This window comes from Flavobacterium calami (assembly GCF_038290035.1).
Taxonomy (GTDB): domain Bacteria; phylum Bacteroidota; class Bacteroidia; order Flavobacteriales; family Flavobacteriaceae; genus Flavobacterium; species Flavobacterium calami.
In genome coordinates, this window is sequence record NZ_JBBYHS010000006.1 from 163,617 (window position 1) to 177,142 (window position 13,526).

A 13,526-nucleotide genomic window follows, 5' to 3' on the forward strand; every position below is an offset into this window, starting at 1 on the left:
TAACAAAATTCTTCAACCATTTCCCTCTCCTCAGTAATTCAGATTACCAACTTATAGATATAGATTAATGAAATATTATTTGTATCTAATCTAAATAAGTATAATTTTGCGGTTTAAAATAAATAACCACTATGAAGATTACATTCTCCTTAATGCTGCTGGTACTATTTAATATAGGTCTGGCACAAAATGCCACAATTACCGGAAAAATTGTTTCCCAAAACAACGAAGCCATTTCTTATGCTTCTGTCTCCATAAAAAGCCTAAAAAAGAATACTATTTCTGATGACAAAGGAAATTTTGAAATCAGTAACCTTTTACCTGGCAATTACACCATTTATTTTTCAGCGATGGGCTTTTCTGTTCAGGAAAAAATGGTGGAACTGCATGAAAATGAAGCACTGGAAATTTCGGTAATTTTACAGGAAAACATCAATACTTTGCAGACGGTAGAAATCACAGGGCGCAAAGAGAAATCATACCGAAATACAAAATCTTTTATTGGTGCCAAAACAGAAATTGCCCTTAAAGATTTACCTCAGGCCGTTTCGTACGCTACCAAAGAATTAATTGCAGATCAGGGAGCTATTCGCGTAGGAGAGGTTGTAAAAAACTTTAGTGGAGTGAGCCAGTTTACTTTCTATGATGACATTTCCATCAGAGGTTTCAGAATCAATGGAGGAAGCAACACGCAATTGCTAAACGGAATGCGAACTTCTACAGGATTCTGGAAACAGCCGCTTGCCAATTATCTGGAACGTGTCGAAGTTTTAAAAGGACCTTCATCTGCTTTGTTTGGAAACGCCTCCCCGGGTGGTGTACTCAACAGGGTAACTAAAAAACCTCTGGATCAGGCTGCCAACAGCGTCAGTTTTTCTACCGGAAGTTTTAATACTTTAAGAGCTTTAGCAGATTTTACAGGACCATTAACCGAAGATAAATCGCTTTTGTACCGATTGAATTTAGGCTATGAAAATGCCAATTCATTCCGGGATTTACAATTCGATAAAAATATTGTACTTGCTCCTTCTCTGTCTTTCCTGCCAAATGAAAAAACGAGTGTGAACTTTGATTTGATTTACACCAGCTCCAAAAGTATCCTGGATCGTGGACAATCAACCTATGAAGATGATTTATACTCTACCAAAATCTCCAATTCATTAAACTCTACCAACGATTATTTAAATGAAGAGACCTATATTGTAACGACTTCTTTAAATCATCAATTTACAGATCGTTTGTCTTTTTCTGCATCTTACATACGTACTGGTTATACAGAAGATCTTCTGGAACATCGTGGTGCTAATAAATATGCTTCTGCAGGTGACGGAACCACTATTCCTACTTCTATAGAAATGCAGGTTTTTATGCGTAAACGCAAGCGTTATATTGATAATCTTTCGACCTTTTTTAAATATGAAGCCAAAACGGGCGCTTTAGACCACAACCTGATCCTGGGTTATGACTATGCACAGGAACAGGTGCCCGCAGGAGGTTCGCAATTGCAGGCTACAGGATATAGAAATGCAGCCAATACTGGATCAATTGCAACGTATAACCCTGCTAATAAAGCAAATTATTTACTGGATGCTAAAGGAAATCCGGTGCCAAACGTAGCACATTTTGACCTAACTAATCCATCCGGATCACAACAGTTGAAAGACATGAGTAAATATTTTTATGCGGCGCGTCCTTTTGACCCTACTTTTTATTCCTTATACGGAGTATACCTTCAGGATCATATTAAGTTTGGAGCTTTTCAGGCTTTAATCGGAGTGCGTTATGACGAATACAGTGACAAGGAAAACTATAAAAAAACTACTGAAAAGAAAGTAAAACAACATTCCTTTTTACCACGTTTTGGACTGACTTATACGGTTAATCCAAACATTAATTTGTACGGAACTTACGTAAAAGGATACAATCCTCAGACAGCTTCTTCTTTATCAAATCCAAATGCAGGAGGTCCGTTTGATCCGTTGGAAAGTAATATGATTGAGTTTGGAGGAAAATCTTCCTGGTTCAAAGAAAAACTTTTTGTAACAGTTGCGCTTTTTAAAATTCAGCAAAAAAATACTTTATATCCGGCAAATGACACTACGAATCCTGATTTAATGCGTGCTGTAGGTGAAGAAGAATCGAAAGGTATTGAAATCGATGTGAATGGAAACATTACACGAAACTGGAGTGTTTCTGCGGCTTATTCGTATAATGAAGCTGCAATTTCTGAAAGCCCGATTGCATCTGAAATTGGAAGACAAAAACCAAATACTCCTCGTCAGCAGGGTAATCTATGGACACGTTATAACTTTACCGAGGGAGTAATGAAGGATTTTGGTCTTGCTTTGGGAAGCAATTTTGCCACCACACGAACATTAAGTCAAACCGACAAACAAACACTGCCGGGTTACACGCTGTTTAATGCTGCATTATATTACAGTATTAATAAATTTAAAATCCAGGTAAATGCCAATAATATATTAGACAAAACGTATTGGGTTGGCGGTTACGATTATATTCGTCTTTTTCCGGGTGCACCTTCTAACTGGCTGTTAACATTAGGATACTCATTTTAAAAGCTTAGACTGTATTTTGAAATATTCTTTCACATCCCTCTTTAAATGAATAAAAACATTAAAAAATACATTTAGTATTTAAATTATAAAGAATTCAGGTGGTCAGAATCAATTCTTGCAGTAAATATGATATCGAAAATTGATAGCTATTATTCTTAAAAAAAAACCTGTAAAATTAATATTTACAGGTTTTTTATTTTTCATATATCTTCCTTGTTATAACAACAATACTGTTTATTCTTTAACAAATGATTTGCTGTAGATTTTACTGCCTTGCTGAATTTGCAGCAGATACAATCCCTGAATTAACTTATTACAGCTGTAAGGAATATCAATTCTGCCTTCTTCGTAAGTTTTGTCTGCAATTACATCCAGTTTGCGTCCATTCATATCAAACAGTGAAACAGTTACTTTAACTTTTTCGGTTTGCATAAATGAAATTGTTAGATTTTCATTTGCCGGATTTGGGTAAATACTTATATCTACTTCAGAATCAGGAATCGATTTGCTGGCAGCAAGTGTAGTTACTGTACAGTTTGGCGTTGTACTAAAAGCCATTTGAGCAGCTGAAAAATTGGTGAAATTACTATTAATATCAATATTTGATGCATCAGTTGCTCCTTTACCATCACACTCGTTTCTTCCATTTCTCCAGTATGGAAACTGAAGATAGACCCCGGCAGTAGAGCAGCTTCCTATTTCTGCATCACCGCCAACAACAACTGAACCTCCAAAATTTCCTGCAAATAGCATGGCATTTCCTTTAATGTTAGCTGTATTTGAAACTGAGCCTCCTTCCATCCAGGCATTTCCCTCCACAATGGCACTATTAGATAAATTTGCATTATAAATACATGCATTACCCCTTACAATTGCATTACCATTTATAGTACCTCCATCTACCATTGCAAAATCTTCTATACGGACATTTCCTGAAATAGTACCGGCTCTGACAACTGCATAAGGACCAACATACACTGTTGACGCAACATTTGCATTATTTGATACCCAACCTCCGCCATTGGTATGCAAATGTCCATTTGTTTTAAGAAAACTTCTAAAATTGGCTGCAGGCTGAAATCCTTCAGGATTAGCATTAGCGATTTTTAGCTCATAAGGATATCTTCTTTGCTTAGGATAACCTACATCCATATTGTAATTGACATGAACTTTAGGTGCAGAGAAAACGACCAGAAAAATATTAGCTTCTGTAGCTGTATTTAAAGTAAATGAAGCTTCTCCATCCGTTTTATACATCGGACTATAACGGGATACAGTACCATCTGCTTTTGTTGTTACAAATCCATACCGCCATCCCGCCTGGGTAGGATTTACCTCTGTGTGCCCTTTGAATTTAATGGTAACTTTCTTTTGTGTACCTGTACAGGTTGGGTATAGTGGAATTACATTCATTCCGTAATCCTGAGGAGCCCAGTCATTATTGGTATAGTATTGATCTGACGTACCTGCTACTTTGGTTAACAGTGTGTATTGTCTGCTGGTATAACGCGGCATATTGGTTTTTATACTATTGTAAACGTTTCTGATTGTCTTACCAAAATTACTGGTCGTATTTATTTGAGAATTCCATTGAATCGGATAGTCGAATGCTGGCTGTCTTTGGGCATATCCCCATAGATAATCGTCGAGCTGCTCTTGTGTAAAACCTTTTAGTCTCTTAATTGTTTCAAGCGGATGCTCTTCGTTTATGGATTCTGCCCACATTCTTCTGGTAAAATCAAAACCTTCTTTTTCCTGTACATAATACATTAAATGAAAATTTGTGTAATGGTGTCGGTTTGAGGACCACATAAAATGTTTAGTCTGTATCCATCTGGTCAAAGTGCCGTCAACATCTGCCCATTTAGGGTATGCCTGAGCCCTCATAAAATTGGCATGTCCTTCAAAAAAGGGACCACCCCAGTCGTATCCCGCAAAAGCAGTTCCGTTGCCGGGATTTTCCTGAATACGCATCATCATCTGCAACGTATGGGCAAATTCGTGAGATAATGCCCCACCATCTCTGGTTGCCTCGGGATGTACAAACATGGCACCAATTGTATTACTAAAAGAACTCGCTTGTGCAAAAGCTTGTAATCTGGGATCTGTAGAATTCCAGGTGTTCATCATCATGATAATAATCTTGTATTTTCCAAAATTGGTTGTGGGAGCATTACTTACAAAATGCAAATCGGTTATATAACGTTTAAAGCTGGTTTCGAGTGTATCAGCCACAGACTTAGGAGTAAATCGTAAAGTGGCGTCAGCATAGACGGCGGGATTTGTCCCCACCTTATCTCCCCAGTAGAGTACAAAGTTTGTCGATTCGTATTTCCTGGTATTGGAAACTTTATTATAGAATTCATTATTGGGGTCGCTCCATTCTGTGGGAGTAAAAAGCGTTTTCTGTGCAATTGCAAGATAACTGGATAGAAAAACGACAACAAGTAGTAACAGTTTTTTCATAGTTTATTAATTATTTAGGTTAAGTATAGCATGCAGTTGTAAATATAAATACAAAATTATAGTCTTTATAAGACAATATTATCTATATTTAATACTATTTTACCTAATTTTAAAAACATACTATTCTGTATTACAAGCAGTTAACAAATACTCATGTTCGGTAATAAAACTAATATGCAAAGTCTAATTTTTTAAATCAACATCTGTAAGCTCTAATATAACGCTGCTTTCCTGTTTAGAAGAAGAAACTTTTAAACCCACTTTCATCAGGAAATCGCCTGAAAAAGTCATTCCGGATTCTTCAAAAGTATTTCTGGTTCCTGGCATGATATTGATTTCGGATACTTTATACATTTTTAAAGCATCAAGTCCTTCTAATCGAATCAGGCTGTAATTAGGATCTGTTAGCGGATGTAAGGTATAGGAGAAAACTACAGACTTCGTTTTATCTTTATTCACATACATTAATGCCGCCCTGCTGTCTTCGTATGGAGAGACCAATCGGTACAAATCTCCCTGCCAAATCACAGGACTTAATCGCTTGTAATTAGAAACTGCTTGCTGACAAAATTTTAATTCGTTATCCTTTAATCCTCCAACATGAATATCAAAACCTAATTTACCCATCATAGCAACATCGGTTTTAAATTTAATTGATTGATTTCCCATCGAAGTTACGTGATTGCAGGTCGCTAATGCAGGATAAAAATTAGAATAACCCCATTGAATAAATACACGGTCAAAAGGATTGGTATTATCGCTGGCCCAAAATTCGGTAAAATAGTGTAACATGCCGTAATCAACCCTACCGCCGCCTCCAGCGCATAGCATCATGGGAAGATTGGGATATTTGCTCTTTATTCTATCCAGAACTTTGTACAATCCTTTTGTGTATTCTATAAACAAATGAGATTGCTGATTTTTTAAATAAGCAGAATAAGCACTGGTCATCATTCTATTGCAGTCCCATTTGAAGAATGCCACACCAGATTTCGTCTGCATAATATCATCTACGACCTTAAAAACAAAATCCTGCACTTTCGGGTTGCATAAATCCAGAACCAATTGAGTACGATAAATATTCTTTTCTCTGTTCGGAAGACTTAGCACCCAATCCGGATGTTTTTCGTATAATTCGCTTTTTTCATTGACCATTTCGGGTTCAATCCAAATACCAAATTTGACGTTTGTTTTTTTAGCTTCTTCCATCAAAAAACCAATGCCATTTGGCAATTTTGACTTTGTGGCTTCCCAATCGCCTAAGCCTGATGTAGAACCGCTTCTTGGATATTTATTGCCAAACCAGCCGTCATCCAGCAAAAACATGTCGACACATAATGTTTTGGCATCTGTAAACATATTGATCAGTTTATTTTCGTCAAAATCAAAAAAAGTGGTTTCCCAATTGTTTAATAAAGTCAAACGTGATTTTTCGCCATCTTTAAGTCCGTACTTTCTTGCCCAGTCATGCAGGTTTCTGCTCGCTTGTCCCTTTCCATGATTCGAAAAAGTGTAAATAAAAGAGGGGGTTTTAAATACTATTCCGGGTTCTAAGTTGTATTCTGAAGCAAACTCATTGATTCCTGAAATAATTCTGAGTTCGTTATTATTATCAATATCAAATGCAAACTTAAAGTTTCCTGACCATGCAATCGAACCGGCAATCACTTCTCCTGTATTTTCTCCCGATTTCGAATTTAAAGAAAGGAAAAAATTAGGCGCAGCAAACATGTTCGTTCGAACTCCTAATTTAGAATCGATTACTTTACCGCCTCTTGTAAGCTGGCTTTCTTCCATACGCATCTCTTCTACCACATCACTGTAAAATTGGGTCAGCCAATATTTATCTGCATCCAGATGTAGTGCCGAAGAAGCGTAATTATAAAGCATTACTGATTTTTTCTCCTGATGCTGAATCTCCGACCATGATTCAATTACATCTTCTTTACTAAAAGTTTTATAATGAAGTACAACAAAAACAGGATACTGCGGATCTTTTAATTTAATAATGGTTTCTGCCGTATTCTCATCGATTTTCTCTGTTGTATGGCTTTGATATTCCAATTCTAATGAAGGATTCCCGTCATTATGAGTCATTCTGATGGCAGGCTCAAATAAATTATCTGTACCAAAAGTTGGGTAAGCTGAATGACGCAAATCAATTAAAGGATTGCCGTCATTGACCACAAACTTTTTTGTGTTTTCTTTCGAAATGAATTCATATTCTAAACTGTTATTCAACTTTGTACCAAAATAAGTTTGATACAGCTTTTTGTTTTTTCCCACTTTTAAAACCAAAGCCGAATTTTTAGTATCAATAGAAATCAATGCACTTTCTTGTGCCTCCGCAGCTGAATAAAAAATTAGCGGTAATAAAAGTAATAATCGCTTCATCTGTCTTTATTTTTAATATTTTTTAATAACCAAAAGGATTCTCTAAACTGTACATTGGCGTAGTAAACCATTTTGGACCGTTTTCTGTCATATAAAAATGATCCTCATGTCTGATCCCGAACTTTCCCGGAATACAAATCATCGGTTCATTGCTTACTACCATTCCTTCAAGTAATTTTATTTCGCTTCCGCGGACTAAATACGGATATTCGTGAATATCCAATCCTGTTCCGTGACCAACTCTGTGTGGTAATCCCGGTAAATTATAATCCGGGCCTAATCCTGATTCCGCCAAAGTTTTTCGGGCTGCATCATCAACCGATCCACAGGAAGAACCAATTTGTGCGGCTTCAAAAGCAGCAAGCTGTGTTTTCTTTTCTAAATTCCAGATGGTTCTGTATTCTTCTGAAGGTTCTCCGTAAACGTAGGATCTTGTAATATCAGAAAGATAGCCTTCTAATCTGCAGCCTGTATCAATAATCACTGCTTCATTTTCTTTTAAAGGCTGAGGAACTGAAACCCCATGAGGATATTGCGTATCATCGCCAAACAAAACAATACAGAAATAAGAACCCGATGAAATTCCTGCTTTGATATGGGCTTTATTGATAAAATCTGTTACTTCACTAACCGTAATTCCGGGTCTTAATATTTTTGCTGCCGCTTTTTGTACTTCAATTGTAATGTCTTTTGCTTTTTGAATAATGGCAATTTCATTTTTAGATTTTTGCATCCGGCAGGCTGATGTAATATTTTGTGCTGTTATAAAATCATAAGAAGTATTTGCTTTTGAAATTCCATCTACTAAAAAATAAGGAGCAGATTCATCAATGGCAATTTGCCCCGAAGCATTTTTAGCTTCCAATAACTGTCCAAACAAAATATAAGGAGATTCATGTTCCTCCCAACAATTAATAGCTGACTGAACTTTCATGTATTTTTTGAATGTACCTTCTTCAAATTTTGGAACAATATATTCTAAAGAACCGTCATCAAAAAGTATTGCTCCCACCATTCTTTCTGAAGCACTCCAAAGCGTTCCGGTAAAATAATACAAATTCGTTCCGGCGTTAAGATACAATGCTTTAACAGAAAGCTCTTTCATTAAGCTTACCGCCTTTTTGATACGCTGCTGATATTCTTCCAATTGAATAGGCTGAACATCGAGAGTTCTGTTTTCTATTTTTTCTAATTCGATTGCAGCGCTTGATCCGCCTATACCTTTTGTCATTTTTATTTAATTTTAAATCGTTGAGCAATCATTTTTAAACACATAGAAACATAGATTCATGACGCCTAAAAAGAGTTTCACTTACATTAAAAAACATAGCTGGTTTCTAAATTGTCTCCTTGGTCTGCGAAGTTGAAACTTCTGGCTATGTGTTAGAAACCAGTTTCTTTTTATCTTCTTTTTCATTTATATAACCCGTTGGGTGAAATTATTTTTTTTCAATTCTATCGTATTAACTCATATATAAATCTGCTTTAATCTGTGTAAATCTGCGAGAAAAATTAATACGCAAAAGTATTTCACGCAGATTTTAAAGGATTTTAGCAGATCCTCTTAGATTTAATCCTTAAATAAAGCTATTTTATTCTATTTCACCCAACGGGTTTATATAAATCTATGTTTCTATGCGTTTAAAAAAATTAATTACATTCAACATATATGTCTTGTTTATTTAGGTTTTGTCTCATTCATCAGTTTAATTAAATCCTGCTCATTAAGCGCATAATCATACATACGCAATGAAGCCATAAAACCCGAGAAATTTTCTCCGATATCTGATGCACCAATTATAATTTTGGCTTTATCAATCGCCGAAGACAAAAGCATACTTTGCGAATTATCTAAAACACCATCTACATAAACCTTCTCCAAAACGCCGTCAAAAGTCAAAACGATATGATGCCATTTATCGGCTTCGGGAACTTTGGCATACTTCATATCAAAATGACCGTCTAAATGAGCTCCTGCACCATAATTCCCACTATAATAAGCCAAAGCATTGTATGAATTTGCCAGACCAAATTCGGTTCTGTCACACCAGGAAGCCAAAATTTCTCCTTCTTTTGCTACTTCAGGGTTTTTAACCCAGGTTGCAATGGTGTAAGAACCATTCCATGCTAAGCTTTTGGGTACTGCTTTATCTAAAGTAAAAGCACCGTTTTTAAAATGAAAAGCCTTAATTCCGTCTACTTTTTCTAAAAAAACATCACCGCTTTTGGTGAAAATTCCTCCAATCGATCCTTTATTAGAAACAGAATTTATGGCTGAATTCGTTTGACTTTTATTGGCATCAAAATCTACTAATAGTTTCTTAGAACTTTTTACCGCCGGACTTGTTTTCGATGCTGAATTGCGCAATTGCAACGGAAGATTAAATAAGGAACTATATACTTTAATATTCCAGACTGCGGCATAAAGTCCTGTTTTTTCTGTGGCTAAGACGGTCAGTTTTAAATAACGTGCCGTGACATCATTATCATCAATCATCGGGCTTCCGGCTGTGCGGTTTTTAGATTTATCAGCATATAAATTCCACTTTTTCCCATCAGCAGAATATTCCAGTTTATATTGATAATAATAACTCGCAAATTCAAACTGGGTCATTACTCTTTTTACTTTCTTCTCAGCACCTAAATCGATAATTAAATATTGAGGTGAAGTATTGTCGGCCGCTTTCCATAGGGTCGCATTGTTATCATCAGTTGCAAAGGAAGGCTTGTACTCATAATCATACTGAGTAGATTTTAAATGATAAAAGGAAGAAGCTGATGTTTTGGCCTGAAAAGCAATGTTTTCCGGAACATCTGATTTTAATAAATCTTCTATTCCTTTACTCGAAGGCACTACTTTTTGAATCGTCGAATCATTCTCAAAAATCATTTTATCAATGCAGACCTGTCTTGCCAGTCCGCCTCTGGTCATCGGGTAATCGTGTTTGTGATAGACAATGTAATAATCGTTATTTTCCTGTAAAACAGAATGATGTCCCGGACCATGAACGGTTTGATTTTCATTGGTACTTAAAATAGGATTGTTTTTTCCGGGTGTAAAAGGCCCGTAAGGAGAATCTGAATACGAATAACGAACATTATACGTTTCATCATGACAGGACGCTCCGGAATACATCAGAATATATTTAGAACCTTTTTTCATCATATAAGCGGCTTCAAACGGAGCGGGAGTCTGGGATAAAGGAATATTTTTAGAATGAACCATTTCGCTCATATTCTTCTGGTTTAATTCCCCAACGGCATAACCTCCATTGTAATGTACCCAGGTTCCCCAATAACCGTATATTTTACCATCGGTATCTCTAAAAAACTGCGCATCGAGCGATGGAAAATTTTCTCTTGGATATCCATTTGAAATTACCGGAGTATCATTTTCGCTTAATTTTTTCCAGGGTCCAACGGGTGAATCAGAAACATAACCATAAATATTACAACCTATTTCGCAGTTACCAAAATACAAATAATATTTTCCATCGCCTCCTTCCACAATATCGGGAGCCCAAAAATTGGTGATCGATTTTGCCGAAAAAGACGGGATTTGCATGATGTAATTGTACCAGTTTTTAAAATCTTTGCTGTACCAGACCGTAGGCGCGCCTGATGCCAGCATTTCATTATCTGTCGTGGCATAGATGTAATAAATATCGCCAAACTTTTTAATCGTAGGATCAGCAAACCAGCCCGGTAAAATCGGATTTCCTGCTCCGGGACTGTTTACGTCAATATCTTTTTGAGCGAAAGCACTTCCTGTAAAAACAAGTATGATAAGGCTGTAAAGTAGTTTGTTTTTCAGCATTGTATATTGTAAATTAATTTGAGTAAAGTATTTTTTAATGCTTCTTCATAAATCAATGTCCTTCCTGAGCCCATTCGGCTTTGCTCAGGATAAACTTCACCGAAGGTTTTTTATATAGAAAGGGCTTCGACTCCGCTCAGCCTGACATTTGTTGTGAATTATACCAACGGGTTATATTAATATTTCCAAACCAGTACGTCTGCAGTTTTTATGGCTTTGGTTCCAAAAATAACTTGAGCGTTTTCCGGTAAATTAATGTTGTAAATTTTATCCGAATAATTGACAGCTATACCAAATCCGTCACGGTACTCTACCATAACTCCTTCGGGATAATCTTCTATCGCAGCATTTTGTTTTTGATATAACTTCCTTACTACTTGTTTCTCCAGATCACCATTTTTTGAATCTACGCCAACATAGGTTACTGTTCCTTTGCCTAAATTACGTGAAATAATAGCAGGCGTTCCAGCGTAAAAATCACCTTCGTAAGTTGCCCAAACGTCTGTTTCTTTATTGGGTTTCAATAAATCTCCCCAGCTTGTCCAGCTAAATTCCTGATTATTAAACTTTATAATGCCAGGAGATTGCGGCATTAGTAAATCATACGACTCTATTTGAGAACCAATTAAATTCCACATGGGTTCATAAAATTTAGCTTCCCAAAGATGCCCCTGACGATTCTGAATTCCGGATCGGCAACTCAAAATTAAATTTCCTCCGTTTTTTGCATACAAAGTCAGTTTCTCAATCATTTTTTGGTCGATCATCTGATAAGCAGGCACTATTAAAAAAGGATAATTGGAGAAATTAGCAGTATCACGGACAAAATCTACCGGTGCACCAATAGATTTTGCGGCTTTATAATATTTTAAGAAATGGCCAATCGTATTCCACTCTTTTGTCTGCTTGTTTAACTCAATACCCATTACATTATCAGCATTGAACAAAATTCCGGTTTTACGTTTTAAATAGTACTCCGGCAATTTTGATTTGGCATCGTATTTTTTTCGAAGTGTATTAATTTCTTTTATAAACTGACTGAATTCTGTACCGCCAGGAGTTGGTGTTACGCCATCTGTACCCACAATACCGTAGTGATACTGCTCATACCCATACAAAGGCGCACGATAACGATAGGTACACGCAAACTTACTGCCTCCGGCAAAAACATGCCATAACCACAAACGTACACTTCCCGGTAAAGGCTGCGGATTAATGCTCCCCCAGTTTACTTGTCCAGGCTGCAGTTCCATACAGCCGTACATGCCTTTTAGTGGTCTAAAAAAATCATTAGACATTCCGATAGCGGTATAATCACCTAAACGATACCCATTTTTTCCGACTCCCAGACTTGACCCATAAACCAGATAACGAGTGTAACAGTCAAAATCCAGTTCCTTGCTCATTCCCACAAAACTTTCATTGTAATTGGATCTGTAATTTGAAGTGATCCATTGGTCTTTGCTCACATATTTACGAATGGTCACTGCCTGTGAATCCAGAAAAGTGGCTGTTTCTTCATCAGCAAATCGGTAATGATCTAATTGTGAATGCAAGTTCATTCCCCACTCTTTGTGAAGTGGAATATTAATCTCATCGAAACCGCTGTAAATGCCGCTCCAGAATTTATTTCCCCAGGCATCATTCAGCGCTTCAATGTTTTTATATTTTTCCTTTAACCAGTTCCGGTAACGCTGTTGTGCATCAGCTCCGTAATCGAGAAAACGAGCAGGTTCATTGTCTACCTGCCAGCCTATGATATTTGTATTATTGCCATATCTTTTTGCCAGCTGTTCGATCATCTTTAAAGAATAGCTTCGATAGTAATTACTTGAAAATGAAGCGTGCTGTCTGGAACCGTGATCTGTTTTTGTACCATCTTCATAAGTAGCCAGAATATCCGGATGCTTACGCGTCAGCCAGACAGGAGGTGTCGCTGTCGAAGTACACATCACAATTTTCAATTTATACTTTACCGCAATTTCTACGGCTTTATCCAGCCATTTAAAATCATAAACACCTTCTTGAGGTTCAAGTTGTGCCCAGGCAAATTCTCCAAAATGGGTGAATTCAAAACCCATTTCGGCAATATTTTTCAGGTCACGATCCCATTGACTTTCATCCCAATGTTCAGGATAATAGTAGACACCAACAGTTGTCAGGTCTTTTTTGGGAAAATATTTGTCAAACTTTTGAGCAACTGAATTTAAACTAACCAGTAATCCCAATAACACAAATAGTACTTTTTTCAAGAAAGGTGTTTTTGATTTTTG

General features: G+C 36.6%; 6 protein-coding genes. 1 reads left to right on the forward strand and 5 read right to left on the reverse strand.

The genetic code is table 11. The features are described from left to right. Positions 1-131: 131 nt before the first annotated feature. Positions 132-2,576 carry a TonB-dependent siderophore receptor gene (locus tag AAEO57_RS07160; protein ID WP_341691025.1) on the forward strand — a complete coding sequence of 815 codons (2,445 nt, stop codon included), beginning with the start codon at positions 132-134 and terminating at the stop codon, positions 2,574-2,576. Between the two features lie 234 nt (positions 2,577-2,810). Here the strand turns inward: AAEO57_RS07160 and AAEO57_RS07165 are convergent, their stop codons facing one another. From AAEO57_RS07165 to AAEO57_RS07185, 5 genes are all read right to left on the reverse strand, one after another. Continuing rightward, complete coding sequence (locus tag AAEO57_RS07165) at positions 2,811-5,042, reverse strand: DUF6055 domain-containing protein (protein WP_341691027.1); 2,232 nt, start codon at positions 5,040-5,042, stop codon at positions 2,811-2,813. Positions 5,043-5,225: 183 nt separating this feature from the next. Next, positions 5,226-7,436, reverse strand: coding sequence for an alpha-galactosidase (locus tag AAEO57_RS07170; RefSeq protein ID WP_341691029.1), 2,211 nt, complete (start codon positions 7,434-7,436; stop codon positions 5,226-5,228). Positions 7,437-7,458: 22 nt separating this feature from the next. Further along, positions 7,459-8,667, reverse strand: coding sequence for a M24 family metallopeptidase (locus tag AAEO57_RS07175; RefSeq protein ID WP_341691031.1), 1,209 nt, complete (start codon positions 8,665-8,667; stop codon positions 7,459-7,461). Between the two features lie 447 nt (positions 8,668-9,114). After that, complete coding sequence (locus AAEO57_RS07180; protein WP_341691034.1) at positions 9,115-11,253, reverse strand: family 43 glycosylhydrolase; 2,139 nt, start codon at positions 11,251-11,253, stop codon at positions 9,115-9,117. A gap of 176 nt (positions 11,254-11,429) precedes the next feature. Further along, a complete protein-coding gene (locus AAEO57_RS07185) occupies positions 11,430-13,505 on the reverse strand; it encodes a beta-galactosidase (protein WP_341691036.1) in 2,076 nt (691 codons plus the stop codon). Between the last annotated feature and the right edge of the window lie 21 nt (positions 13,506-13,526).